The organism is Streptomyces sp. NPDC104367 (assembly GCF_055583825.1).
Genome location: NZ_JBVJND010000011.1, coordinates 261,057 through 287,809, shown reverse-complemented (window position 1 = coordinate 287,809; position 26,753 = coordinate 261,057). Strand labels below are relative to the sequence as shown.

Below are 26,753 nucleotides of genomic sequence, written 5' to 3'. Positions count from 1 at the left end.
TAGTACGGGAAGCGGGAGGAGCAGCCGATCCCGGAGACGAAGACGATGTTCTCCCGGGCCAGCCCGAGTTCGGGCATGAACCCCTGCACGGCCGCCAGGATCGCGTAGTCACCGCAGCCCGGGCACCACCGCACCTCCTGGTCCGACTTGAAGTCCTTCATCGACTGCCGGCCCTCGGCCTTCGGCACGAGCCGCAACAGCTCGTCAGCGGTGTCAGTCATGGATGGCCTCCTTGAGGGCCGTGGCGAGCTGCTCGGCCTTGAAGGGCATGCCGTTGACCTGGTTGTAGGAGTGGGCGTCGACCAGGTACTTCGCCCGGATGAGGGTGGCGAGCTGGCCGAGGTTCATCTCGGGGATGACGACCCGCTCGTACTGTCCCAGCACGCTGCCCAGGTTGCGGGGGAAGGGGTTGAGGTGGCGCAGGTGTGCCTGGGCGATCGCTTCCCCGGCCGCGCGCAGCCGCCGTACCGCCGCGGTGATCGGCCCGTAGGTGGAGCCCCAGCCCAGGACCAGGGTCCTGGCGCCGTCCGGGTCGTCGACCTCGATGTCGGGAACGGTGATGCCGTCGATCTTGGCCTGCCGGGTGCGGACCATGAAGTCGTGGTTGGCGGGATCGTAGGAGATGTTGCCCGTCCCGTCCTGCTTCTCGATCCCGCCGATACGGTGTTCCAGGCCGGGCGTGCCGGGGACCGCCCAGGGCCGGGCCAGGGTCTGCGGATCACGCTTGTAGGGCCAGAACACCTCGGTGCCGTCCTCCAGCGTGTGGTTCGCCCCCGAGGCGAACGGGACCCGCAGGTCGGGAAGGTCCGCCAGCTCCGGGATCCGCCAGGGCTCACTGCCGTTGGCCAGGTAACCGTCCGACAGCAGCATCACCGGCGTCCGGTACGTCAGCGCGATCCGGGCCGCCTCCAAGGCCGCGTCGAAACAGTCCGCCGGGGTCCGTGGCGCGACCACGGGAACCGGCGCCTCGCCGTTGCGGCCGAACATCGCCTGCAACAGATCCGCCTGCTCCGTCTTGGTCGGCAGTCCCGTCGACGGCCCGCCCCGCTGGATGTCCACCACCAGCAGCGGCAGCTCCAGCGACACCGCCAGCCCCACCGTCTCCGCCTTCAGCGCCACCCCCGGACCCGACGTCGTCGTCACCGCCAGCGACCCCCCGAACGCCGCACCCAGCGCCGCCCCGATCCCCGCGATCTCGTCCTCCGCCTGGAACGTCCGCACCCCGAAATTCTTGTGCCGGGACAGCTCGTGCAGGATGTCCGAGGCCGGAGTGATCGGATACGACCCCAGGAACAACGGCAGACCCGCCTGCCGCGACGCGGCGACCAGCCCGTAGGACAGCGCCAGATTCCCCGAGATGTTCCGGTACGTCCCCACCGGGAACGCCGTCGTCGCCGGAGCGATCTCATAGGAGACCGCGAAATCCTCCGTCGTCTCCCCGAAATTCCAGCCCGCCCGGAACGCCGCCAGATTCGCCTTCATCACCTGAGGCCGCTTCGCGAACTTCTGCTCCAGGAACCGCTCCGTACCCTCCGTCGGCCGGTGATACATCCACGACAGAAGACCCAGCGCGAACATGTTCTTGCTCCGCTCCGCCTCCTTGCGCGTCAGATCGAACTCCCTCAGCGCCTCCACCGTCAGCGTCGTCAGCGGCACCGGATGCAGGCTGTACCCGTCCAGGGAACCATCGTCCAAAGGCGACGTGCCGTAGCCGACCTTCTGCATCGCCCGCTTCGTGAACTCGTCCGTGTTCACGATGATCTCCGCACCCCGCGGCAGATCCCCGATGTTCGCCTTCAACGCCGCCGGATTCATCGCGACCAGCACGTTCGGCGCGTCCCCCGGCGTGAGGATGTCATGATCCGCGAAATGCAGCTGGAACGACGACACCCCCGGCAACGTGCCCGCAGGAGCCCGGATCTCAGCCGGGAAGTTCGGCAGCGTGGACAGATCGTTCCCGAACGACGCCGTCTCCGAAGTGAACCGGTCACCGGTCAGCTGCATCCCGTCACCCGAATCACCCGCGAACCGGATGATCACCCGGTCGACGGTCTTCACCGCCTTGGCCGAGACACGAGCCGACATCACGGGACTCCTCACATGTTCGGGTGCTGGTCGGAAGGACGTGCGGGGCGGGCACCGTGCTCAGCCCCAGGCGATGCTCAGCTCCAGGCGATCAGGCGGCTGGGGCGTTCCAGTGCCGCGGCGACGTCCGCGAGCACCCGGGAGCCCAGTGCGCCGTCGACCAGCCGGTGGTCGAAGGACAGGCCGAGAGTGACCACCTGACGGGGTACCACCTCGCCCTTGTGGACCCATGGCCGGGACCTGATCGCGCCGACGGCGAGGATCGCGGCCTCCCCCGGATTGAGGATGGGTGTGCCGCTGTCGACCCCGAACACACCGATGTTGGTGATGGTGAGGGTGCCGCCGGTCAGCGCGGCGGGGCTGGTCCGGCCGGTCCTGGCGGTGTCGGCGAGGTCGTCCAGCGCCCCCGCCAGGTCGGTCAGTGACAGGGTGTGGGCGTCCTTGATGTTCGGGACGGTCAGCCCGCGGGCCGTGGCCACCGCGATGCCCAGATTGACGTAGTGCTTGAGGACGATCTCCTGTGCCGGCCCGTCCCAGGAGGCGTTGATCTGCGGGTTGCGCGCGACGGCGGCGAGAAGGGCCCTGGCCACCAGGAGCAGGGGGGTCACCCGGCGGTCCGCGAAGCCGGGTTCGCGTTTCAGTTCGCGCACCAGCTTCATGGTCCGGGTCACGTCGACGGTGACGAACTCGGTCACGTGCGGGGCGCTGAACGCGGAGGAGGTGACGGCCACGGCCGTGGCCCGGCGCACTCCGCGCACCGGTACCCGCGTCTCCCTGGGGGCGGCCGCGGAAGCGGAGCCGGGAGGTGGCGCCGGGGCCGGGGCGGTCACCGGTTCCGTGCGGGCGGCGGCCGCGTGCACGTCCTCCCGTGTGACGACACCGTCCGGGCCCGAGGGCAGGACGGCGGCGAGGTCCACCCCGAGGTCCTTGGCCAGCTTGCGGACCGGTGGCTTGGCGAGGACCCGGCCGGGTCCGGTGCCGGGTCCGGTGCCGGACGGCCGCAGCGCGCGGGGCCGGCGCTTCGCGGTCCCGGGAGCGACGCCGTAGCCGACGAGCACCGGCTGCCGCTGCGGTGCCGGCGCTTCAGGTGCCGTCGTTTGCGGGGCCGTCGCTTCAAGTGCGGGTTGCGCGGGATGCGGCCGCTCCCCCGGGGCGACGGTGATGACGACCGCGCCGACGGCCACCGTCTCGCCCTGCGCGCACCGCAGTTCGCGTACCACCCCGTCGAACGGGATCGGCAGTTCGACCACCGCCTTGGCCGTCTCGATCTCGCAGACGGTCTGCCCGTCGACGACGGTGTCACCGGGCCGGACGTACCAGGTGAGGATCTCCGCCTCCGTGAGTCCCTCGCCCACGTCGGGCATCCGGAACTCGAGCAGCCGGTCGTCAGTGTCAGTCATGGGACGGTCCTTCAGTACGCCAGCGATTGGTCGACGGTGGCGAGCACACGGTCGAGGTCGGGCAGGTAGTGCTCCTCCAGGCGGGCCGCCGGGTAGGGCACGTGGTGGCCGCCGACCCGCAGGACCGGGGCCTCCAGGGTGTAGAAGCACCGGGTGGTGATCCGGGCGGCGATCTCCGCGCCGGCCCCGAGGAAGACCGGCGCCTCGTGCACGACGACCAGCCGGTGCGTGCGCTCGACGGAGGCCTGCACGGTGTCGAAGTCGACGGGGGACACCGACCGCAGGTCGAGGACCTCCAGCGAACGGCCCTCCTCGGCCGCCGCGTCGGCGGCCTCCAGGCACACCTTCACCATGGGCCCGTAGGCCGCGAGCGTCAGGTCGGCGCCGGGCCTGACGATCCGCGCCCGGTGCAGGGGGGTGGGCGGGTCGGCCGGGTCCACGCCGCCGCTGTCCCAGTACCGGCGCTTGGGCTCGAAGAAGATCACCGGGTCGTCGCTGCGGATGGCCTGCTGGAGCATCCAGTAGGCGTCCGAGGGGGTCGACGGCGAGACGACCTTCAGACCCGCCACATGGGCGAAGAGCGCCTCAGGGGACTCGCTGTGGTGTTCCACGGCCCCGATGCCGCCGCCGTAGGGGATGCGGACGACGACGGGCATCCGGATGGTGCCGTCCGAGCGGGCGTGGAGCTTGGCCAGCTGGGTGACGATCTGGTCGTAGGCGGGAAAGACGAACCCGTCGAACTGGATCTCGACCACGGGACGGAAGCCGCCCAGGGCCAGCCCGATGGCGGTGCCGAGGATGCCCGACTCGGCGAGCGGCGAGTCCATCACGCGGCCCTCGCCGAAGTCCTTCTGGAGACCGTCGGTCACCCGGAACACCCCGCCGAGCGTGCCGACGTCCTCCCCCATCACGAGGACGCCGGGGTCGTCCTCCAGGGCTCTGCGCAACGACTGGTTGAGTGCCTTGGCCAGGGTCATCGTCTCCGCGGGCATCGTCATTCACTCTCCGGATCGGCGAAGGATCGGTGGTATTCCTCGAACTGCCGCCGCTCCTCGTCCACGAGCGCGTGCCCCTCCACGTACACATGGTCGAAAACGGTCAGCCGGTGCGGATTCGGCATGGTGCGTACCTCGCGGCGGATGCGCAGGGCGAGTTCCCGGGCCTGTTCGTCGACCTCCTCGAAGAACTCCGGCCCCGCGTGCCCCGCCTCGGTCAGATGGATGCGCAGCCGGGCGATGGGATCCCTGGCCCGCCAGTGCTCCAGCTCGGACTGGAGGCGGTAGCGGGTCGGATCGTCCGACGTGGTGTGCGCGCCCATGCGGTACGTGAACGCCTCCACGAGGAAAGGGCCGTTGCCGTTGCGGATGTGCTCCAGCGCGTACCGGGTCACGGCGTGCACCGCGAGCACGTCGTTGCCGTCCACGCGTACGCCGGGGAAGCCGAAACCGTGGGCCCTGCGGTAGAGGGGGCCGCGCAGCTGTCTGGTGACGGGCTCGGAGATCGCCCACTGGTTGTTCTGGCAGAAGAACAGGACCGGGGCGTCGTGGACGGCCGCGAAGGTGAACGCCTCGGCGACGTCGCCCTCGCTGGTGGCGCCGTCGCCGAAGTAGGCGACGGCCACGGCGTCGCTGCCCTTCTTGGCCAGGCTCATGGCGTACCCGGTCGCGTGCAGGGTGTGGGAGCCGACGACCAGCGTGTAGAGGTGGAAGTTGCACCTCCGCGGATCCCAGCCGCCGTTGGTCACCCCGCGGTACAGCTTGACCACGTCCACCGGGTCGACCCCGCGGCACCAGGCGACGCCGTGCTCCCGATAGCTCGGGAAGACGTAGTCGTCGGGGCGCAGCGCGTGGGCCGAGCCGACCTGGGCCGCCTCCTGGCCGGCCAGCGGCGGCCACAGGCCCAGCTCGCCCTGCCGTTGCAGGGCGGTGGCCTCGGTGTCCAGGCTGCGGGACATCACCATGTCCCGGTACAGGACGCGCAGCAGTTCGGGGTCGTAGCCGGGGGTGTCCTGGGGCGAAGCGAGCAGGGTGCCCTCGGGGGTCAGCAGCTGGAGCGGCTCCGGCTCGGCCGAGCTGGTCACGAAGGCGTTCAGCGCGTCGGCGAAGTCGGGTGTCGGCAACGTCATGTCACTTCCATCTCGAGACGGCCCGTCGGGGCCGTCGGCCGGTGCGGGTGGTCGGCGGCGTGGGAGGCGGACGCGGAGGCCGGGCGCCCGGTGATGTCGAGGGTGTGGTCGGCGGTCAGGCTGCCCCGCCAGCCGGAGTGCTGTACGTCGTCGGGCCACCAGGGCGGGCCGATGGCGACGACCGCGCCGACCGCTCCGCGCGGCAGGTTCTCGCCGCGGGCGCCGGTGACACGCAGCCGGACGGGCGGCACCGGGCTGCCCGCCCCGGGTTCGTGGGGCCGTCGGCCGTCCGCGGCGAACAGTTCGTGGGCGGTCCACGGCACCGCGCCGTCGGTCGGGGCGAACTCGGACCACAACCGCGTGCCCGGCCGGACGGCGAAGTGCCGGGAGACGAGATCCCGCGAGGCGGGCCCGCCGATGAGCACCACGGCACCGAACCCCACGACGGCGCCCCCGACGGCGCCCACGGCATCCGGCCCGGCCCCCGGACCGGCAGTGGGGCGGCGGGGTGGGGGGTTCGGGGTGAGGTGGTGGGTGTACTGCTCCGGGGTGAGTACGGCGACGCTGTCCGGCGCGCCCATGAGCGGCCACGCGGGATCCGGGGTCCAGGGGGCGGTGTGCAGCGTCGCGCCGCAGCTGAACGCCCACCACATGGCGGCCAGCGCCGTACGGGACATGGGTTCCTGATCGATGGTCACGGTGCCGCCGGGCACCCCCGCCCGGCGGCTGCGGTCGGCCGCGGAGCGCAGCCAGGAGCGGTGGTCGACCAGCCGGCCCGGACCGCGGGCGGCCGGCAGCAGATGGGCGCCGCCCTCCGGCGCGGAGCGGGGCAGCGCCCCCTCCGGCGGCACCGCGGAGACCTTCCGCCAGGTGGACGGGTCGTCCAGGGCCAGCGACGGGACCCCGCGGACCTCGGGGTCGTAGGTGGAGCGGCTGCACAGCACGGCTCGCGCCCCGGTGGCGCGCACGGCCGCCGCCGGGCCGCCGGCCCCGCCCGGGACGGGGACGCACACTCCCCCGGCCTTGAGCACGGCGAGCTGGGCGACCAGCGCCTGGCGGTGGTTCTCGCAGTGGACGACCAGCGGATCGCCGAGCTGGACTCCCCCGAGGACCAGCGCCGAGGCCAGGCGGACGGCCTGGTGCTCGGCCTGGGCGTAGGTGAGCCGGTGCCAGGAGTCCTGGACCGCGACCCGGCGGGGGTGCAGGCGGGCGGTGCGCGCGAAGACCTGGTCGAGGGTGAGGGCGGCGGACGGCGGGAGGCCGGCCTGCTGCCTGGGCTGACGCGTGGTCACTGGTTCCCCGCCGTCTCAGGAGATGAAGTCGTAGGACAGGTGGTCTTCGGTGTCGGGCCAGGTGGCGAAGCGGCGCAGCCCGTACAGCAGGGGGTGCTGCTCCTCCGCGAGGCGGGTGACCCGGGTGACCGTGCCCATGATCACGACGTGGTCGCCGACGACGTGGTCGGTGGTGACCACGCAGTCGGCGACGGTGTGCGCGGCGTCCGGCAGATGCGGGCCGGCCGTGCCGTCGGCGGTGTGCCAGGGCACCCGGTCGAAGCGGTCCGGCGCTCCGGAGGCGAAGAGTTCGGCGGTGGTCCTGGCCCCCCGGTGCAGCAGGTTCACCGCGAACCGCCGGCCGGCCAGCACGGCGTCCAGGGTCGGGCTGCCGCGGCGCATGCAGACCAGCAGGACCGGGGGTTCCAGCGAGACGCTGCACAGCGAGGTGAGGGTCATGCCCCAGGGCAGGCCGTCGGCGCCGGTGGTGGTCACGACGGTCACGCCGGTGGGGAAACCGGCCATCAGGGTGCGGAAGTCGGCGGGGTGCCCGTGCCTCATGACGCGTCCTTCCGGCGGGGCGTGCCGATGGACGGCGACGCGGTGTCCAGCGCCGCCCCGACCTCGGCCACCAGGGCCTCGGTGAACGCGGGGAAGGCGTCTTTGAGGAAGTGGAAGTGCCCTCCCGAGAAGACCCGGCGCCGGAAGGCACCGCTGGTCTCCCGGGACCAGGCCGCCGCGCCCGGGGCGGGGGCCAGCGCGTCGTCCGTCGAGGCGAACACGGTGAGCGCGCCGGACAGCGGCTCCCGTGCGGGGTCGGGACGGTAGGAGTCCAGGGCGCGCAGATCGGCGCGGATCACCTTCAGGAACCGGTCCCTGAACTCGGGGAGTTCACCGAGCCGGTCGGGCATGCCGCCGAGCCGGGTGAGCCGCCGGACGAACTCCACCTCGGACAGGCTGGGGTCCAGGAGGCGGATGGGGGGCTGGATGCCGGGCGCCTGCCGTCCGGAGACGCCCAGCCACAGCGGGGCAGTGCCGCGGGACTGCAGGGACCGGGCGGTCTCGGAGGCGACGACGGCGCCGAGGCTGTGGCCGAACAGGGCGAGGGGGGTGCCGTCGGCGAAGGGCAGCACGTCCTCGGTGACCCGGGCGACCAGCGTGGCCATGTCGGTGACGGCGGGCTCGGCGTGCCGTCGGCCGCGGCCGGGGAGGTCCAGGAGGAGCAGGTCCCAGTCGGGCGGCAGGACCCGGGTCATGGGGTGGTAGACGCTGCCCGAGCCGCCCGCGTGCGGTACGACGACCAGGCGGACGGCGGGGGCCGGGACGGCGCGGGGCCGGACGAAGGCGGGGGAGACGGTGCCGGCGGTCATGCGCCGACCCCCTGTCCGGCGGCCGCGGTCGCGGCGATGCTCTCGGCGAGCTTGCCGAGCAGGGTGTGCAGCGGCAGGTCGAGGGAGAGTTCGTCGGCGGTCATGCCGACCTCGAAGCGCTCCTCGACGCGGGTGATGAAGAGGGTGGAGATGAAGGAGTCGCCGCCGACGTCGAGGAAGGACAGCTCGGGGTCGAGGGCCTCCGCCTGGAGCACGTCCCCCAGCAGGTCCAGGAGGTAGCGGGTCAGGGCCTCGGGTTCGAGCGACTCCGGGAGGGCGGCCGCGGGACGTTCGCCGCCGCGCCGGGCGCCGTCCGCGGGTCCGGGGCCGGCCTCGGGTTCGTCGATCCAGTACGTCCGGCGGCGGAAGGGGTAGGTGGGCAGGTCGGCCACGAAACGGGCGCCGGGCGCGGCCAGCGCCGCCAGCCGCAGGTCCGCTCCCGCGGCGAACAGCTCGGCGAGCGCGGCCGGCAGCAGCGCCGGCGCGTCCTGCGGCCTCTCCCCCGCGAGCGGCACCGTGCTGCGCCGCCCCTGCACCTCCCAGGCGAGCTCGACCCGGAGCCCGGGTTCGGCGGCGTCCGGGGCGGTGCGGGGGGTCGTCGCCGGGGTGGTGGGGACGCCCAGGCGGGCGAGCATGGCGGCCAGTGTCGTGGCCGGGGGCTCGGGGACGGCCGGGGCGGGCAGCAGGCCGGGGTGGGCCTCGGCGAGGGCGGTGACGACGGCGGCGAGCTGTACGGGCGGGCCCTCGGCGCGCAGTGTCGTCCGGCGCGGGGCCTGCTGGACGGCGGTCGTCGCCAGGCCCTGGGCGCGCCGGTCGGCGAGCGCCTCGGCGAGTTCGCGCGCGGTGGCGCCGACCACGGCCAGCCGGTGGGCGAACGGCGCGCGGCCGGCGCGCAGCGTGTGGCAGAGGTCGGCCGGCCGGGTCTCGCCGGACCTGCGCAGCAGGGAGCCGACCCGGTCGGCGAGCCGGTCGAGCGCCTCGGGGTCCCGGGCGCTCAGGGTGAGCAGTTCCGGGCCCCGCGCGGGCGCCTCGGGGGCGGTCCCGGCGGGGGGCCGGTGGGCTTCCAGGACGACGTGGACGTTGGTCCCGCTCATGCCGAAGGAGTTGATGCCCGCGATCCGGCGGGTGAGCCGGTCCGGCCACGGCGTGTTCCGCCGGGGCACCCGGAAGCCGATCCGGTCCCACGGGATGTGCGGGTTGAGGTCGCCGTCGTCCGGGTGGGCGGCGGCCGGGATCACGCCGTGCCGGAGCATGAGCACGGTCTTCATCACGGACGCGATGCCGGAGGCGCCTTCGAGGTGGCCGAGCCGGGACTTGACGCTGCCGATGCTCAGCGGGGTGCCCCGGCGGCGGACGGCCTCGCCGAGGACGCCGTCCAGGGCGCCGACCTCCACGGGGTCGCCGAGCACGGTGCCGGTGCCGTGGGCCTCGACGAAACCGACGTCCGCCGGGTCGACGCGGGCGTCGGCGAGCGCGGCCCGGATCACCTCCTGCTGGGCCGGTCCGTTGGGGGCCGTCAGGCCGGACGCCGCGCCGTCGTGGTTCACTGCGCTGCCCCGGACGACGGCGAGGACGGGCCGACCCTCGCGCTCGGCGTCGTCGAGGCGCATGAGGGCGACGACCCCGATGCCCTCGCCGCGTCCGTAGCCGTCGGCGGTGGCGAGGAACGACTTGGAGCGGCCGTCCGGTGCCAGTGCCCGCGTCTGGCAGAGCGACACCATCAGGCTCGCGGAGAGCAGCAGGTTGGCGCCGGCGGCCAGGGCGTACCGGCACTCGCGGTTGCGCAGGCCCCGGACCGCCAGGTGCAGGGTGGTCATGGAGGAGGAGCAGGCGGTCTCCACGCCCATGACGGGTCCGGAGAAGCCCAGGAGGTGGCTGATGCGGCCGGCGCCGAAGCTGAGTCCGCCGCCGGTGATGTAGTACGGGTCGATCCGGGACATGTCGGAGCGGTCCTCGTTCCGCTCGCTGTACTCGGAGGTCATCATGCCGAGGTAGATGCCGACGTCCAGGCGGTCGGCGCGGCGCACCGCGATCCCGGCCCGCTCCAGCGCCTCCCAGCTGGTCTCCAGGAGCATGCGCTGCTGGGGGTCGAGGAGGCGGGCCTCGCGGCGGGAGATCCCGAAGAAGTCGGCGTCGAAGTCGGCGATGGTGCCGAGGAATCCGGCCCGGTCGACGTAGGAGCGGCCGGGGCGTCCGGCGGCCGGGTCGTACACGGTGCGCAGGCCGGGCCGGTCGGCGGGGATCGCGGACAGCGCCGAGTCGGTGCCGCACAGGAAGTCCCAGTACGCCTCGGGTGTGTCGATCGCGGGCGGCAGCCGCAGTCCCATGCCGACGACGGCGACGGGCGCGTGGCGTTCGTCCTCCAGTTCGGCGATCCGGGCCCGCAGCCGGTGGGAGAGCCGGAGCTGGTCCTCCATCAGGGCGCGGATGCCGTCGGTGTCCATGGCGTCGCTCATGCCTGGCTTGCTCCTTTCTGGGACACGTCGCTCTGGACGGTCCGGAGGAGTTCCTCGAAGGACAGCTCCGCGAGGTCCGGGAGGTCCGGGAGGGCGGCGGGTTCCGGGAGCCGGTCGTGGTCCGCGGCCTCCTGGCGGCCGGGCGGGTCGGCCGGGTCGGGTGCGGTGGCGGTGGCCCGGAGCAGGCCGAGGATGTGGTCGGTGATGCGCGGCACCGTGGGATGGTCGAGGGCGACGGTCGCCAGGAGGTCGACGCCGAGGGCGTGGGAGAGCCGGGTGCGCAGATCGATCACCATGATCGAGTCCAGGCCCATGTCGCCGAAGGTGGTCTCCTCGTCGGGGGCGGCGGGCTGTCCGAGCGTCTCCCCGGCGGCCTCCCGGACGAAGTCCCGCAGGGCCGCCTCGCGTTCCGGGGCCTCCAGGGCGTCGAGGCGGGCGCGGAACCAGCCGCGCGGCCGGCCGTCCGTCCCGGGCCCCGCCGGGGTGGCGGTGCGCGGGGCGCCGCGGCCGGTGGCGGTGTCCAGCAGCCGGGCGCGCGGATGGCCGCCGAGCGCCTCGGTGAACCGGTCGGGTGCGAGGTCGACGGCGATGACGTGGGCCTGCCGGGCGGTGAGCGCGGCCAGCAGCGGTGCCTCGGCCGTCTCGTCGGTGAGGGTGCCGATGCCGAGGCGGGCGGTGGCCCGGCGCACGGTCTCCGAGGCGGCCAGGCCGCCCTTGCCGTCCGTCACCCACGGCCCCCAGGCGACGCTGGTGGCGGGCATGCCCTCGGCCCGCAGCCGGTCGGCCAGGCCGGTCAGGTAGCCGTTGGCCGCGCCGTAGACGCTCTGCCCGGCGGAGCCGAGGACGCTGGACGCCGACGAGAACAGGACGAACGCGTCGAGTTCGTGGCCGCGCAGGGCCGCGGCGAGGACGTCGGCGCCGTGTGCCTTGGCCGCGAAGACGTGTTCGGCGGCGGCCCGGTCGACGCGGCCGAACGCCCGGTCGTCGGTGGCGCCGGCCAGGTGCAGGACCAGCCGCAGCGGCCGGTCCGCCCCGGCGCTCGCGACCGCGCGGGCGCAGTCGGCAGGGTCGGTGACGTCGCCGGTCACCACCTGGACCGGGGTGCCGTCGGCGGTGATCCGGTCGATGAGCCGGCGGGTCCGCGCGTCCGGTTCCGAGCGGGACATCAGGGTGATGCCGGGGCAGCCGTTGCGGGCGAGGATCGCGGCGGTGGCGAGTCCCAGCCCGCCGAGTCCGCCGGTGACGAGGGCGGCGCCGGTGAGCGGGCCCGGGGCTCCCGCCGGGCCGGTGGCGGGGACGAGGCGGCCGGTGCGCAGTGGGCCGGGGCCGATCTCCAGCCGGGTCTCGGCGGGGCCGTCGTCGAGGACCCGGTCGAGGGCGCGGAGCAGGCCGGGGGCGTCCCAGCCGTCCGTCAGCGTCACCCGCAGCAGGCGGCGTTCGCTCTCCTCGGCCTCGACGCAGGCCAGCAGTCCCCAGAGCGTCTCGCGCAGGGCCGCTGCCGCCGGTCCGGCGACGGCCGGCACGGCGTAGGGCACGTCCGCGGGGGCGGCGCGCAGACCGGCGGTGAGGTCGAGGACGGCCTCGGTCGCGGTGCCCGCGCCGGCCGGTGCGGCGGTGAGGAAGCGGGCGTCGACGACCAGGTCCGGGGAGGGCCGTTCGGTGAGCGCGGCGAGGTCGTCCAGCGCGACGGCGCGGTGGCCGGCCTCCTCGGCGGCCCGGGTGAGGAGCCGTCCGTGCGGGGTGCCGGCGCCGAGGACGGCCACCGTCCGGCTCCGGGCGGGCCGTTCGGCCGGGCCGGGTGCGGCGGGCGCCTCGGTCCAGGCGAGGTCCCAGGTGTGCCGGGCGCCCCGGCGCAGCGAGGACTGGAGCACCGCGCGGGAGGCGGAGCGGAACCGGAAGCCGTCCATGGCGAGGACGGTGGCGCCGTTCTCGTCGAAGAGGTGCAGGTCGGCCGTCTCCACCTGGTGGAACCGGTCGTCGGCCGCCGCCCGCAGCCTGGCCCGTACGTGTCCCCACAGCGGCCTGCCCGGTACGGGCCGGCCGGGGAAGGAGACCCGGGCGGCGGCGAACGGGATGACGAGGGCCTGCTCCTGTTCCGGCGGCTCCGCGTCGTCGTCGGGGACGGCGAAGCAGACGGAGCTCTGGAGGCAGGAGTCGAGCAGGCCGGGGTGGATCTGGTAGTCCTCGGCGGGCTCGTTCGTCTTCTCGGGCCAGTCGAACCGGATCAGTGCCTCGTCGCCCCGGATCCAGGCGTCGCCCACCCAGCTGAAGGAGGGGCCGAGCAGGTAGCCGATGCCGCGCAGATGGCGGTAGAAGGCCTCGCCGCCGAGGTGGCGGTCGGCGTGCTCGGCGAATTCCCGCGGGTCGGGCGCGGGCCGGTGTCCGGCCGGGTCGGCGGGGACCCGGCGGGCCGTCAGGTGCTCCTGCCACAGGCCGCGTTCGGGGTCGAGGAGGCTGTGCACGCCGACCGTGCGGGCCCCGTCCTCGCCGTCGCGCTCGATGATCTGGAGCTCGTAGCGCTCCCCGTCGTGCAGCACGAGGGCGCGCGGGAAGTGCAGGTCCTCCAGGACCACCCGCTCGCCGTCCTGGCCCAGCGCGGACAGCACGGTCGCCGTCTGGGAGGCCCCGGCGACCTGGACGGTGCCGAACAGCCGGTGGTCGTCGAGGTGCGGCGGGTACACGGTGCTGCGCTCGGTGGCGAACACGCGGCCCCGGATCGCGGGCGAGCGCAGTTCCACGCCCCACGGCGGTCCGGCGGGCGCGGCCCCGGACGCGGGCACGGGTGCCGCGGGCCGCGGGACGGCGGGGGCGGCCGGGGCCCGGTCCGCCGGGGCGCTCCGCCAGAACGGGGTGGCGGCGAACGGGTACAGCGGGGCCGCGACGCGCGGCACCCGGCGCGGCGCCTGTACGGCCGTCCAGTCGATGTCCTGCCCGAGTTCGTACAGCTCCTTCGCGGCGGCGGCCAGGGCGGCCCGGTCCGCCGTCCCCCGGCGCAGCGAGGGCAGCAGGGTGCCGGCCGGGGCCGGACCGGCCGCGCGCACCAGGTTCACCAGGGTGGCGTCCGGGCCGATCTCCACGCAGACGTCGATCTCGTGCTCGGCGAGCCGCCGCGCGCCGTCGTGGAAGCGGACCGGGTTGCGGGCGTGCCGGACCCAGTAGTCCGCGTCGACGGTGCCGGGTCCGGCGGTCCGGCCGGTGAGGTTGGAGATCAGGGGGATGCCGGGGGCGGTGAAGTCGAGGGCGGCGGCGGCTTCGCGCAGGGCCGGCAGGACGGGGTCGAGCAGCCGGGAGTGGAAGGCGTGCGAGACGGTGAGCCGGACACCGCGTACGCCGTCCTCGGCGAGGCGGGCCGCGAACCTCTCGATCTCCTCGGGCGTCCCGGCCACGACGGTGGCGTCGGGGGTGTTGACGGCGGCCATGTCGAGGGTGGTGTCCCGGAGCCGTTCGAGGACCTGGTCCTCGTGGGCGCGGACGGCGAGCATGGCGCCGCGCGGGGTGCCCTGCATCAGTTCGGCCCGCCGGGCGATGAGCCGGAGCCCGGACGAGAGGTCCGTCACCCCGGCGTGGACCGCGGCGGCCACCTCGCCGACGCTGTGTCCGATCACCACGTCCGGGGTGACGCCCCAGGACTCCCAGAGGGCGGCCAGCGCGCTCTCCAGGGCGAAGAGCGCCGGCTGGGTCACCCGTGTCTCGTGCACGGCCCGCTCGTCGTCGCCGTAGAGGGTGAGCTCGACCAGGGAGCCGCCGAGGGCGGGGGCGAGTTCGCGGTCGCAGCGGTCGAAGACCTCCCGGAAGACCGGTTCGGTCTCGTACAGTTCCCGGCCCATGCCGAACCGCTGGCTGCCCTGTCCGGAGAACAGGAAGGCGATACGGGGACGGCCGCCGGCCGGGCGGTCCCGGAGCGGGGACGCCAGTTGGGCGAGGAGCCTGTCCCGGGTCCCGCCGAGCAGGGCCCTGCGGTGCGGGAAGTGGGCGCGGCCCGTGGACGCCGTCGCGGCCAGGCCCGCCAGTTCCCCGTCGGCGGCGCCGGCCAGCCGCTCGTGCCAGGCGGCGGCGAGCCGTTCCAGGCCGGCCGGGTCGGGGGCGGACAGGGGGATGAGGTGCGGGGTGCCGGCCGGGTCGCCGTTCGTGGCGGCGGGGGCCCCGGCCGGTGCGTCGGCGAGCACCACGTGGGCGTTGGTCCCGGTGAGGCCGAAGCCCGAGACACCGGCCACCCGGGGGGCGCCGCCGGAACGCCACGGGGTGGGGGTGTCCACCACCCTGACGTTCATGTCGGCCCAGTCCACGTGCGGGTTGGGTGCCGCGAAGTGGAGGTTGGCCGGGATGAGATCGTGTCTCAACGCGAGGACGGTCTTGAAGACGGCGGCCATCCCGGCGGCCGACTCGCAGTGACCGATGTTGCTCTTGACGGAGCCGACGTGGAGCGGCTCACCGGGCTTGCGGTCCGGCCCCAGGACCCGCCAGGCGGCGCCGAGTTCGATGGGGTCGCCGAGCGCGGTCCCGGTGCCGTGCGCCTCCAGGTAGGAGATCTGGGCGCCGGTGACCCGGGCGTCGGCGAGGGCGTCGGCGAGCAGGGCCCGCTGGGCGGTGCCGCTCGGCGCGGTGAGTCCGGAGGAGGCGCCGTCCTGGTTGACGGCGGTGCCGCGGATCACGGCGAGGACCCGGTCGCCGTCGCGGCGGGCGTCGGAGAGCCGTTTGAGGACGAGGACTCCGCAGCCCTCGGCGCGGACGAACCCGTTGGCGTCGGCCGCGAAGGTACGGCAGCGGCCGTCGGGCGAGAGCATGTGCGCGCGGCTGGCGGAGACGGAGGCCATCGGGTCGAGGATGACGTTGACGCCGCCGGCCAGCACCGCGTCGGACTCGCCGCCGCGCAGTGACCGCACCGCGAGGTGCAGGGCGACGAGGGAGGACGAGCAGGCGGTGTCCACGGCCATGGCGGGCCCGTTGAGCCCGAGGGTGTACGCCAGGCGGCCGGCGGCGGCGTTGAGCGAGGTGCCGGTGCTGTAGTAGGCGTCGAGGTGGTCCGCGCCGGAACCGGCCAGCACCCGGGCGTAGTCCGCGTAGCTGATGCCGACGAAGACTCCGGTGCGGGTGCCGCGCAGCGCGTGCGGGTCGGTGCCGGCGTCCTCCAGGGCGTGCCAGGCGGACTCCAGCAGGAGCCGTTGCTGCGGGTCGAGGTTCTCGGCCTCGCGGCCGGGGATGCCGAAGAAGGCGGCGTCGAACCGGGTGATGTCGGTGAGGAAGCCGCCCTGGTTCGTGGTGATCCAGCCGGAGCCGGGGCCGTCGTCGCCGTGGAAGGCGGTGGTGTCGTAGCGGCCCTCGGGGACCGGGCCCACGGCGTCGCGGCCCTCGCGCAGCAGGGTCCACAGCTCGTCGACGGAGTCGGCCTGCGGGAACCGGCCGGCCATCCCGACGATGGCGATCGGCTCGGGTACGCCGCTCACCGGCGCCGCGATGGTGCCGGGTGCGGTGCCGTGCCCGGTGCCGTGCCCGGTGCCGGGTGCGGTGCCGGGTGCGGTGCCGTACGCCGTGGGAGCGGCGGCCGGGACGGGACGGTGCTCCCGTGGTGCCGGGTCGGGGACGGCCGGCGCGGGGGTGGCCGGCGCGGGGGTGGCCGGCGCGGGGGTGGCCGCCGGGGGCCGCTCGGGTGCGTCGGTCAGCAGGTACTCGGCCATCCGGGCGACCGTGGGGTGGTCGAACGCGTCGGCCGCGCGCAGGGCGGCCCCGAAGGCCTGGCCGAGGCGGCCGACCAGGTCCACGGCCATGATCGAGTCCAGGCCGAGGTCGAAGAAGCCGGTGTCGTCCTGGACGGCGGCGGCGGAGTCGAAGCCCAGCTGGGCGGCGACGATCCGGGCCACGTGGGCGCGCGCGGCGGCGGGCCTCGCGCGCTCGGGAAGCGCCGCCAGCTCCGCGACGACCGACGGCTCGCGTACTTCCCCGGCCTCGGACACGGCGCCCGTGGCCGCCGCGCCCCCGGCCGGGTCGGCTCCGGGAAGGTCGGCTCCGGGAAGGTCGGCTCCGGGGAGGTCGGCGGAGAGCAGGCCGCGGAAGCGGAAGCGGGCCATCATCGCGTGGAACCGGTGCACGTCGAGCGGGCAGACGACGACGTGTCCGGAGGCCGCGGGGGATCCGGCGAGGGCGGCGCGGCCGGTGGCCGCGTCCAGGGCGCCCACGCCCAGCCGGGCGAAGGTGTCACGGCTCGTGGAGTCCGCCATGCCCGACTCGCCGAGGTCCCAGGGCCCGTACGCGATGCTGTCCGCGGGCAGGCCGTGGCTCCTGCGGTGGGCGACGAGGGCGTCGAGGCCGCCGTTGGCCGCGGCGTAGCCGGCGCACCGGTCGGTGCCCCAGACGGCCGAGACCGAGGAGACGGTGACGAAGAAGTCCAGCGGCCAGTCCAGGGAGGCCCGGTGCAGCAGCCACGCCCCCGCGAACTTGCCGCGCAGGGCGGCGGCGAACCGCGGTACGCCGGTCTCCTCGGCCGGCACCCGCTCCACCGTGCCGGCCGCGTGCAGCACGCCGCGCACCGGCGGCATCGCGGCCAGCGCGGCGCAGGCCTCCACCACGGCCTCGGGGGTGTCGCAGCCGCCCGGCCGGTAGACCGCCTCGACGCCCGCGGCGGCGAAGCCGTCGAGCAGGGCCCGTGCTTCGGGGGCCAGGCCGGCCGGTTGCCGCCGGCCGATCAGCAGGAGGTGGCGGGCGCCGCGGGCAACCAGTTCGGCGGTCAGCTCACGGCCGACGCCGCCGAGGCCGCCGGTCACGACGTAGGTGGCCTCGGGGACCACCCGCAGGGGTTCGGCGGGCGCCCCGGACGCGGTGAGGCGGGCGGTCAGGACGACGCCGTCGCGGACGGCGGCCCGGTCCTCGGCACGGTCCCCGCGTGCGGCGGCCTCGGTCTCGGCCGCCACGAAGTGCAGCAGGGCGTCGAGATCGGTGTCGGCCGGGGCGGCCGGCAGATCGACGACCCCGCCCCAGCCGGAACCGAGTTCGAGACCGAGGACGGGCGCCAGGCCGTGCAGCAGTCCGTGGTCCGTCGCGACCGTGACGTCCTCCGGGCCGGTCCGGCACACCGCCCGGCTGAGCGCGAACACCCGGCCGCCGCCGCGCGCGCACCCGGCGACCGCGCCCGTCACCGCCGCACACAGCACGGCACCGGGCCCGGCGACACCGTCGGCGGTGCCGGAAGCGGAACCGGGGGCGGCGTCGGGAGCCGTGCCGGGAGCAGCGTCGGCAGCCGTGCCGGGAGCAGCGTCAGGAGCGGAGTCGGGAGCGGAATCGGTCAGGGGCAGCTCGGTGGCGCGCAGGGCCAGGACCACCGGGTCTCCGGTGCCGTGGAGACGTGCGGCCCAGGCGGCGCCGGCGGTGGGGAGTTCCTCGCGTCGCCAGCCGCCGGGCAGGGCCGGGTCGCCGGGGGTGAGGACCGTGCCGGTGAGGCCCAGCGCCGTGGCCCGGCGGGCCAGCGCGCCGAGCAGCTCCTCGTCGTCGCCGGCCAGGACGACGGCGCGCACGGTCGACGGGGCGGACGGGGAGGACGGCGCGCTCGGGGAGGACGACGTGCTCGGGGAGGACGGCGCGCTTGGGGAGGCCGACGTGCTCGGGGAGGTGAGGGGCCGCCAGACCACTTCGTGCACGAGGGGGGTGTCCGTGGTGTCCCGCCGCGCGGTGGCCGTCGGCCTCGGCTGCGGGGCGAAGCGGCCGCGCTGCCAGGGGTACGCGGGCAGGTCGACGACCCGGCGGGGCAGCCCCGCGCCGAGCCGGGCCGCGTCGGGCCGGTCCGCGCCGGACGGGGCCGCGTCGGACGGGGTCGCGTCGGACGGGGTCGCGTCGGACGGGGTCGCGTCGGACCGGGCGTCCGCTCCCTCGGTCAGTGTCACCTCGGGCACCGGGCGGCCCTCGGCGAGGGCCCGCAGCGCGGTCGCCGCGGACCGGGGGTCGGCCGCCGTCACGGCCGCGTGGACGTCCATGGGCGTACGTCCCGCGGTCGCCGTGTACGCGAACGCCGGGTAGTCGGCGGCGTCCAGGGTGTCCAGGGCGGCGGCGTACCGGGCGGCGCGCTCGCGCAGCGCCTCCGCGGTCCTCGCGGAGATGACGAAGCCGGTGACCGCGGGGGCGGGCGCGTCGGCGGGGCGGGCCGGCACCTCGTCCGGCCGCAGCGGTCCGACGATGGCGTGGGCGTTGGTGCCGCTCATCCCGAAGGAGCTGACGGAGGCGCAGTCACCGGAGGACGGCGACCACTCCCCCAGGGTGTCGGGCACCGTCATGCCGGTGCCCGACAGGTCGATCCGGGGGTTGAGATGGCGGAAGTGGACGACGGGCGGCACCTGGCGCCGGGAGACGCAGAGCATCGCCTTGATCAGCCCGGCGACTCCGGCGGTGCCCTCCAGATGGCCGAAGTTGGTCTTGAGGGCGCCGACCGGGAGCGGCGCCCCGCCGTTGCGCCGGCCCAGGGCGGTGGCGAGCGCGTCCATCTCGATGGGGTCGCCGAGGGCGGTGCCGGTGCCGTGGGTCTCCGCGTAGCCGACGGCGTCCGGCTCGAGTCCGGCGTCGGACAGGGCGGACTCGATGAGCGACACCTGGGCGAGGACGTTGGGCGCGGTGAACCCGCTGGAGCGGCCGTCCTGGTTGACGGACGTGCCCCGGACGACACCGAGCACCCGGTCGCCGTCGCGCAGGGCGTGGTCGAGCCGCTTGAGCAGGACGACGCCCACGCCCTCGCCCCGGGTGAAGCCGTTGGCCCGGGAGTCGAACGTCTTGCACAGGCCGTCCGGGGAGAGCGAACGGGTCTCCTGGACCAGGCGCATCGTCCGCGGCGACATGATGAGGTTGGCGCCCGCGGCGAAGGCGAGTTCGCACTCGCCGCGGCGCAGCGCCTGCACGGCCAGGTGCACGGCGACGAGCGAGGACGAGCAGGCCGTGTCGACGGTCATCGCCGGGCCGGTCAGGCCGAGCGCGTAGGCCACCCGGCCGGCGGCGAAGTTGTGGCCGTTGCCGGTGGCCCAGTAGGCGTCGGGTTCGCCTTCGCACCATTCCCGGTAGTCCTGCCACATGACGCCCAGGTAGAGGCCTGTGCGGGCGGCGGCGAGCGTGTCCGCCGGGACGGCCGCGTGCTCCAGCGCCTCCCAGGCCACTTCCAGCAGCAGCCGGTGCTGCGGGTCCAGGTGGCGGGCCTCGCGGGGGCTGATGCCGAAGAACCCGGCGTCGAAGTCGAGGACCTCGTCGAGGAAGCCGCCGCGCTGGGGCAGTCCCCGCCAGGCGTCGGCGAAGGGGCCCTTGCGGTGCTCGGGCATGGTGCGCACCAGGTCCCGGCCCTCGGCGAGGGCGGTCCAGTAGGCGTCGAGGGTGTCGATGCCGCCGGGCAGCCGCAGCCCCGCGCCGATGATCGCGACGGGCTGGTCGCCCTGTTGCTCGCCGAGCTGCTGCCGCAGGGAGCGGATGGTGTCCAGGGCCCGGGTCAGGGGTGTCTGCCTGCCTCCCTCGGAGGCGCTCTTCTCGTGCATCGGGGTTCCTTGCGGTCGGGTCGGGGCGGCGGCGGGACGGGCCGCGCGGTCGGCGGTCACCGGGACTCCCGCGCCGCGGTGACCTGCTCGGTGACCTGCTTGTTGACCTGATCGTTGACCTGATCGGTGAGGGCCTTGGCGAGGGTGCGGAGCGTGCCGTACGTCCACATGAGGGTCGGCGAGAGCCGCAGTCCGAAGGCCGCCTCCAGCCGGTTGCGGAGTTCGAGGCTCATCAGCGAGTCCAGGCCGAGGGACTCGAACAGGAGGTCGCGTTCGAGGCGTTCGGGGGCGAGCCGCAGCACCTGGGCGGCGAGTTCGCGGACCTTGGCCTCCACCAGGGCGGGGCGTGCCTCGTCCGGGGCGGTCAGCAGGGCGGTCGCGAAGGCGCTCGCGGCGGTGCCCGCGCCGTCGTCGCGCTGGTCGTCGTGGAGGGTGCGCCAGGCGCTGAGCGCCACCGTGTCGGGGGCGGCCTCGAACCAGCGGCGCAGGTCCAGCGGGACGTAGCCGACGACGGGCCGGTCGTCGGCGAGCAGCCGGGTGAGGGCGTGCCAGGCCTCGTCGGCGGGGAAGCCGTCCATGCCACGGTCCGCCAGGCGGGCGCCGGCCTGCTCGGCGCGGGCGGCCAGTCCGATGTCGGCGAACGGACCCCACTGGACGCTGAGCGCGGGCAGCCCGCGGCGGCGGCGCAGTTCGGCGCTCGCGTCGAGGTAGGCGTTGGCCGCCGCGTAGGCGGCCTGGCCGGGGTTGCCGACGAGGGCCGCGACGGAGGAGAACAGCACGAAGAAGTCCAGCGGTTCGTGCTCGGTGACGGCCTCCAGGGTGCGGGTGCCGGCCACCTTGGGGTGCAGCACCCGGGCGAGCTGACGTGGTGTCAGTGTTCCGATGGTGGCGTCGGAGACCACACCGGCGGCGTGCACGACACCGCGCAGCGGCGGCAGCCCCCGCTCGCGCAGACCGTCCAGGGCCTGGCGTACGACGGTGCGGTCGGCCACGTCGCAGCGCAGGGTGTGGACGACGGTGCCGCCGTCGCGCAGGGCCGTCAGCCGGGCGGCGGCGGCCGTGGAGGGGGCGGACCGCGCGGTCAGGACGAGGGTGCCGGCGCCCCGCGCGGCGAGGAACTCGGCCAGGGAGAGGCCGAGGGCGCCGAGGCCGCCGGTGATCAGATAGGCGCCGTCCGGGCGCAGCCGTCCCTCGGGCAGGGGTTCCGGTGCGACGTGCGCGACGCCGGTCAGCCCGGTGAGCACGAGGCGGGGGCCGTGGGGATCGTGGCCGAGGTCGGTGGTGGTCCCGGTGGCGCCGGCGCAGTCGTGCGTGCGCACGGGCGGGGCGCCGAGCCGGCCGTCGGCGGCCAGGGCCCAGGCCTCGGCCAGCAGCCGGGCGTGGCGGGCGGGGCGGCCCACGCGCAGCAGGTCGAGGTCGGCCGAGCCGTAGGTGGCGCCGGCGGGCACCGGCCGTGCGTCGTCGGCCGCGGCGGGGGCCCGGGTGACGTCCTCGACGTGGCGTCCGTCGGGTGCCAGCAGTTCCCGGGCGTGGGCGGCGGCCGTGCCCTCGTGCGGGCCGAGGACCACGTCGACGCCCTGGCCGCCGGTGGCCGCGGCGACGGCCGACGGCCAGTCGGGGTCGGCGGCGTCGAGGACCTCGTGGGCACCGGCGGCGCGCAGCGCGTCGGCGTGCGCGGCGTCGGCCACGACGAGGGCGACGGCGTCCCGGCTGCGGGCGACCTGGACGGCCGCCAGCGCGTCGGGCAGGGCCGGGGTGAGGATCAGCACGGTGTCCCCGGCCGCCGTCCGGCCGACCCGGGTGAGCGCGTACCAGGCGGTGACGGCCGGGAGGAGGAGGGCGGCGGCCTGGCCGTCGTCGAGCCGGTCGGGCACCCGGACGACCTGCGCGGCGTCGGCGAGGACCTGGCCGGCGAGGGAGCCGGGGGCCACGGCGGCCACCCGGTCTCCCGGGCTCAGTTCCGTGACGTCCGGTCCCACCGCGCCGACGCGGCCCGCGCAGGCCCGGCCGAGCGGCAGGGTGGCGGGGGCCTGACCGGTCCGGATCGCGGCGAGGTCGCGCAGGTCGGCCGGTGACACGGCGGCCGCGGTGACCTCGACGACGACCTGGCCGGGGCCGGGGACGGGGGGCGTGCACGGCAGGAACTCGGCGGTGGTGGGCGTGCCCCGGCGGGCCGGGCCCAGCCGGAACGGCTGGGGGCGGGTGCGCCAGGCGGGACGGGCCGCGCCGCCCGTGTCGGGGCCGCCGGGGCCGGGCTCGGCGCCGCGGACGATGCGGGCGGCGAGCCGGCGGCCGCCGCGCAGCGCGAGCTGGTCGTCGGTGCCGTCGGCGAGCAGGGCGCGGCCGCACTCCTGGGCCCAGTCCGGGTGGGAGCCGTCCACGTCCAGCAGCCGGGGGCGCAGTTCGGGGTGCTCGCGTTGCAGCACCCGGCCGTAGCCCCAGTAGAGGGCGGCTCCCGGGTCGGGGGCGTCGGTGGCCACGGCGCTCTGCGCCCGGTCGGTGACCACGGTGAGCCGGGGCAGCGCGGGCAGGGCCGCGCAGGCGCGGACCAGGGCGGTGAGGTGGGCGAGTCCGCGCTGCTGGGCGTCGGATCCGACGCAGGCCCGCGGCGCGACGAAGACGACGCCGTCGAGTTCGCCCGCGAGCGACTCCTGGGGCGGGGTGGGGTCGTCCGTCGCGGTGGCCTCGGCTCCGGCCCGGCGCAGCGCGTCGGCCAGGTCCTGCGCGCCGTCGCCGCCGCAGACGATCCAGTGGCCGGCGCCGGCCGGCGCGCCAGGGCCGCGGTCGCCGTCGGGGGTGTGGGGGGCGTCGGTCCAGTGGACGCGGTGCAGGCGGCCGGTGTGCGTGTCGCGGCCGTCGGCGGTGGGCAGGGAGCGCAGGACCAGGCCCTCCATCACCAGCAGCGGACGTCCGTCGGGGGTGAGGACGCGGACGTCGAGCGTGCCGTCGGGCCCGCGCAGGACGTGGGAGTGGAGTGCGGTGACGGGTTCGGCGTCCCCGGCCAGGAGGTGCACCGCCCGGACGGCGGTGGGCATCAGCGCCTCGGGGCCGTCGTCGAGGAGCAGGGCGACCTGGAGCGCGCCGTCCCACAGCGCGGGGTGCGGGACGCGGGGGCGCAGGCCGGCCCAGAGCGCCTCCGGGAGCCGCATCTCGCCGAGGGCCTCCTGTCCCGACGGATGCCGGCGCAGGGTGTGCGCGGTCCGGAACGCCGGTCCGTAGACCTGTCCGCGGGCGGTGCAGCGGCGGTAGAACTCCTCGGTGTCCTCGGGCGGGACCTCGTCGGCCCAGCCGGGCAGCCCCGGGACGGCCGGGGGGTGCGTGCCGGGTTCGGCGCCCGCGGTCGCGACGACGTCCCACTCGGCGGCGCCGGCGGGCAGGGTCAGCAGCCGGAACGAGCCGCCGTCGGGGGTGTCCTGCCACTCGGTGGTGAAGCGGACCGGCTCGGCGCCGATGGTCACCTCCTTGCGGAAGGCGACGTCGACGAGGCGGCCGGGCAGGCTGCCGGTGCGGGCCAGCGCGGTGTGCAGGGCGAGGGCGAGCATGCCGGTGCCGGGGAGCAGCGCGGTGTCGTACAGCCGGTGGTCGGTGAGCCAGGGCTGGGTGCGGGGGGAGAGCTCCAGGGCGCCGTGCCACACGCCGGCCCGGCCGGGGGCGGGGGTGAGCGGCGCCTCGAAGCCCTGGGCGGCGCCGCCGGTGCGATGGTCGTCGGCGGGCCAGAAGCTCTCGCGTTCCATGGGGTAGCCGGGCACCGGGAAGCGGCCGGCCCGGGGCAGGGTGCCGAAGGGCTCCAGTCCGGCGGTGTAGGCACGGGCGAGGGCGTGGGCGACGTCGCGCAGCTCGCCGTGGCCGCGGCGCAGGGTGGTGAGCAGGGCGAGGGGTTCCTCGCGTACGGCCGCCTGCTGTTCGAGCGCCGGGTGCAGCACGGGGTGCGGGCTGATCTCCACCACGTGGGTCACGCCGGCGTCGACGAGGGCGTCCGTCGCGGAGACGAGTTCGATGGGCTCGCACAGGTTGCGGACCCAGTAGCCGGGGCCGAGCGAGGCGCCGTCGACGATGCGCGCCTCGACGGTCGACATGAGGGGGATGGTCCCGGCGGTGGGCCGGATCGGGGCGAGCGCGGTCATGATGTCCTCGCGCAGGACGCCCATGCCGGCGCTGTGCGAGGCGTAGTCGATGTTGACCAGGGCGCAGTAGGTGCCCTCGGCCTCCAGCAGTTCCTTCAGCGCGAGGACGTACTCGTGGTCGCCGGACAGGACGCAGGAGTGCGGGCCGTTGTGGGCGGCGAAGGAGACGTACTCCTCGAAGCCCTCCAGGGCGCGCTCGGCGGCCTCGCGGTCGAGGTCGACCGCGAGCATCAGTCCGCGGCCGGAGACCCGTTCGGCGATCAGGGCGCCGCGGCGGGCGAGGACGAGGGCGGCGTCGTCCAGGGACAGGGCGTCGGCGAAGGTGGCGGCGGTGATCTCGCCCTGGCTGGTGCCGAGTACGACGTCGGGGGTTGTCCCGGCCGCCCGCCACAGCTCCGCCAGGCCCAGGGACATCGCCCACAGGGCCGGCTGGAGCACGTCGGTGCGGGTGGTCCAGGTGCCGGCGACCGGGCCGGCGTCCGGGTCCGGGCCGGGTGCGAAGACGTCGGTGAGGTCCCAGTCGGTGTACGGGGCCAGGGCCTTGGCGCAGCGGTCGACGGTGGAGGCGAACAGGGGGCTGTCCCGGTAGAGGGCCACGCCCATCTCGCGCCACTGCGAGCCCTGTCCGGGGAAGACGAAGGCGGTACGCCGGTGCGGCACGGCCCGGCCGGTGACCACCTCGGCGTCCGGGGCGGCGGTCCCGTCGAGGGCCGCGAGGGCGGCGGTGGTCCGGCGGAGGTCCTCGGCGACGAACGCGGCGCGTTCCGGGAAGTGGTCGCGGCGCCAGGCCAGGGTGCCGGCCAGTTCCGCCGTGCCGGTCTCGCCGGAGGCGTGCAGTGTGTCGCGCAGCTGGGCCGCACGGCGGGCGAGCACCTCGGTGCGCTGCGCGGACAGGGTGATCACGGGGGGCAGCGCGGTGTCGTCGCCCCGGTCCCGGCCGGCCGCGGGGGCCGGTTCCGGCGGGGAGGAGACGACGACGTGGGCGTTGGTGCCGCCCCAGCCGAAGGAGTTGACCCCGAGGTGGACCGGCCCCTCGGCGGGCAGGGCGAGCGGTTCGCGGACCACGCTGAGGTTGAGGTCGCCGAACGGGATGCCGGGGTTGAGCTCCTCGGCGTGCAGCGAGGGCGGCACCGTCCGGTGACGCAGCGAGAGAAGGACCTTGATCAGCCCGGCCAGTCCCGAACTGCCCTCCAGATGGCCGATGTTGGTCTTCACCGAGCCGATGGGCAGCGGGTCGCCGGCCGGCCGGGCCCGGCCGAGTACCGTGCCGAGCGCCCCGGCCTCGGTGGGGTCGCCGCGCTTGGTCCCGGTGCCGTGCGCCTCGACGTACGACAGGTCGGCGGCCGGCACGGTGTGCCGGCCGTAGCTGCGGCGCAGCAGGTCCTCCTGGCCCTCCTGGCTGGGGCTGACCAGGCTGTGGCCGCCGCCGTCGTTGTTGGTCAGGGTGCTCACCAGGACGCCGTGCACCCGGTCGCCGTCGCGCAGGGCCCGGGAGAGGGTCTTGAGGTACACGGCGGCGACGCCCTCGCCGCGGACGAAGCCGTTGGCGGACTTGGCGAAGGAGGCGCAGCGGCCGTCCGGGGAGAGTCCGCCGAAGTGGGTCAGGCCGATGGTGACATGGGGGTCCATCATCAGGTTGGTGCTGCCGACGACGGCCGCCTCGATGTCGCCGGCGCGCAGCGCGCGGGCGGCCAGGTCGAGGGCGACGAGCCCGGAGGAGCAGCCGGTGTCGACGGCGAGGCTCGGGCCGCGCAGCTTCATGAAGTACGACAGCCGGTTGGCGAGGATGTCGCGTCCGGTGCCGACCAGGGTGTGGGAGGTGTGCAGGGCGCCGCGGGCCCTGCTGAGCAGTTCGTAGTCGTGCCAGACGGTGGCGACGTAGACCCCGGTGCGGGTGCCGGCGAGGTCGGCCGCCCGCTGTCCGGCGTCCTCCAGCGCCCGCCAGCCGACTTCGAGGAGCAGCCGCTGCTGGGGGTCCATGGCGGCCGCCTCGCGCGGGGAGATCCCGAAGAACCCGGCGTCGAAGAGGTCGATGTCGTCGAGGAAGCCGCCGACGGCCGGGATGCGCAGCCCGGGGTCGAGCTGGGCGGAGGCGTCCCAGCGGTCGGGGGGCACCGGACCGATCGCTTCCCGGCGGTCGGTCAGGAGGCGCCACAGGCTGTCGACGTCCGGGGCTCCGGGGAATCTGCCGGCCATGCCGACCACGGCGATGCGTTCCTCGGGACCGGGTGTGGAGTGCGCGTTCATTCGCTGCCTTTTCGTCCGGGAAGGAGGGGCCGGGCTCGGCCTGGGCTCACGCGTGCTGCCGACGACGTCGTGGACGCGGACCTCGACGGCCCCGAGCGGGACCGGATATCCGTGACCTCGTCTGCTTCCAGGCTAGGAAGGGCGCCGGTCCCGGGAGAACCCCCTGCCGCGCGGAGCGGGG

At 75.5% G+C, this 26,753-nt stretch carries 10 protein-coding genes and 1 pseudogene; all 11 read right to left on the bottom strand.

Going from position 1 to position 26,753, the window contains the following annotated elements:
- Positions 1–221: pseudogene (locus ACZ619_RS19230) on the bottom strand (2-oxoacid:ferredoxin oxidoreductase subunit beta); the annotation flags it as partial.
- Entirely contained in the window at positions 214–2,085 is a 1,872-nt protein-coding gene (locus ACZ619_RS19225) for a 2-oxoacid:acceptor oxidoreductase subunit alpha (RefSeq protein WP_469600086.1), read from the bottom strand. The gene ACZ619_RS19225 and the pseudogene ACZ619_RS19230, both read right to left, overlap by 8 nt.
- A 77-nt stretch (positions 2,086–2,162) precedes the next feature.
- Positions 2,163–3,485, bottom strand: a complete 1,323-nt coding sequence (locus ACZ619_RS19220; RefSeq protein ID WP_469600084.1) for a dihydrolipoamide acetyltransferase family protein — start codon at positions 3,483–3,485, stop codon at positions 2,163–2,165.
- A gap of 11 nt (positions 3,486–3,496) precedes the next feature.
- Positions 3,497–4,462: an alpha-ketoacid dehydrogenase subunit beta gene (locus ACZ619_RS19215; protein ID WP_469600109.1), complete on the bottom strand. Its 966-nt coding sequence runs from the start codon at positions 4,460–4,462 to the stop codon at positions 3,497–3,499.
- Between the two features lie 17 nt (positions 4,463–4,479).
- The gene (gene pdhA, locus ACZ619_RS19210) at positions 4,480–5,610 is read right to left on the bottom strand and encodes a pyruvate dehydrogenase (acetyl-transferring) E1 component subunit alpha (protein WP_469600082.1); all 1,131 of its coding nucleotides are present in this window, start codon (positions 5,608–5,610) and stop codon (positions 4,480–4,482) included.
- Complete coding sequence (locus tag ACZ619_RS19205; protein ID WP_469600080.1) at positions 5,607–6,902, bottom strand: AMP-binding protein; 1,296 nt, start codon at positions 6,900–6,902, stop codon at positions 5,607–5,609. Before ACZ619_RS19205 ends, pdhA begins: the two co-directional genes overlap by 4 nt.
- 15 nt (positions 6,903–6,917) lie before the next feature.
- Complete coding sequence (locus ACZ619_RS19200) at positions 6,918–7,442, bottom strand: flavin reductase family protein (RefSeq protein WP_469600078.1); 525 nt, start codon at positions 7,440–7,442, stop codon at positions 6,918–6,920.
- Positions 7,439–8,251 (bottom strand): thioesterase II family protein, encoded by an 813-nt coding sequence (locus ACZ619_RS19195; RefSeq protein WP_469600077.1) that lies wholly within the window; start codon positions 8,249–8,251, stop codon positions 7,439–7,441. Before ACZ619_RS19195 ends, ACZ619_RS19200 begins: the two co-directional genes overlap by 4 nt.
- On the bottom strand, positions 8,248–10,707 hold the full coding sequence (locus ACZ619_RS19190; RefSeq protein WP_469600076.1) for a beta-ketoacyl synthase N-terminal-like domain-containing protein: 2,460 nt from the start codon (positions 10,705–10,707) through the stop codon (positions 8,248–8,250). The genes ACZ619_RS19195 and ACZ619_RS19190 overlap by 4 nt, the downstream gene beginning before the upstream one ends.
- Positions 10,704–20,201 (bottom strand): SDR family NAD(P)-dependent oxidoreductase, encoded by a 9,498-nt coding sequence (locus tag ACZ619_RS19185; protein ID WP_469600075.1) that lies wholly within the window; start codon positions 20,199–20,201, stop codon positions 10,704–10,706. The genes ACZ619_RS19190 and ACZ619_RS19185 overlap by 4 nt, the downstream gene beginning before the upstream one ends.
- Positions 20,202–20,257: 56 nt before the next feature.
- Positions 20,258–26,572, bottom strand: coding sequence for a type I polyketide synthase (locus ACZ619_RS19180; RefSeq protein ID WP_469600073.1), 6,315 nt, complete (start codon positions 26,570–26,572; stop codon positions 20,258–20,260).
- Positions 26,573–26,753 lie beyond the last annotated feature (181 nt).

Excerpts from the sequence above, each read along its gene's own strand:
- ACZ619_RS19225 (WP_469600086.1), bottom strand. The coding sequence starts at position 2,085 with ATGTCGGCTCGTGTCTCGGCCAAGGCGGTGAAGACCGTCGACCGGGTG.
- ACZ619_RS19220 (WP_469600084.1), bottom strand. The coding sequence starts at position 3,485 with ATGACTGACACTGACGACCGGCTGCTCGAGTTCCGGATGCCCGACGTG.
- ACZ619_RS19215 (WP_469600109.1), bottom strand. The coding sequence starts at position 4,462 with ATGACCCTGGCCAAGGCACTCAACCAGTCGTTGCGCAGAGCCCTGGAG.
- pdhA (WP_469600082.1), bottom strand. The coding sequence starts at position 5,610 with ATGACGTTGCCGACACCCGACTTCGCCGACGCGCTGAACGCCTTCGTG.
- ACZ619_RS19200 (WP_469600078.1), bottom strand. The coding sequence starts at position 7,442 with ATGAGGCACGGGCACCCCGCCGACTTCCGCACCCTGATGGCCGGTTTC.
- ACZ619_RS19195 (WP_469600077.1), bottom strand. The coding sequence starts at position 8,251 with ATGACCGCCGGCACCGTCTCCCCCGCCTTCGTCCGGCCCCGCGCCGTC.
- ACZ619_RS19190 (WP_469600076.1), bottom strand. The coding sequence starts at position 10,707 with ATGAGCGACGCCATGGACACCGACGGCATCCGCGCCCTGATGGAGGAC.
- ACZ619_RS19185 (WP_469600075.1), bottom strand. The coding sequence starts at position 20,201 with ATGCACGAGAAGAGCGCCTCCGAGGGAGGCAGGCAGACACCCCTGACC.
- ACZ619_RS19180 (WP_469600073.1), bottom strand. The coding sequence starts at position 26,572 with ATGAACGCGCACTCCACACCCGGTCCCGAGGAACGCATCGCCGTGGTC.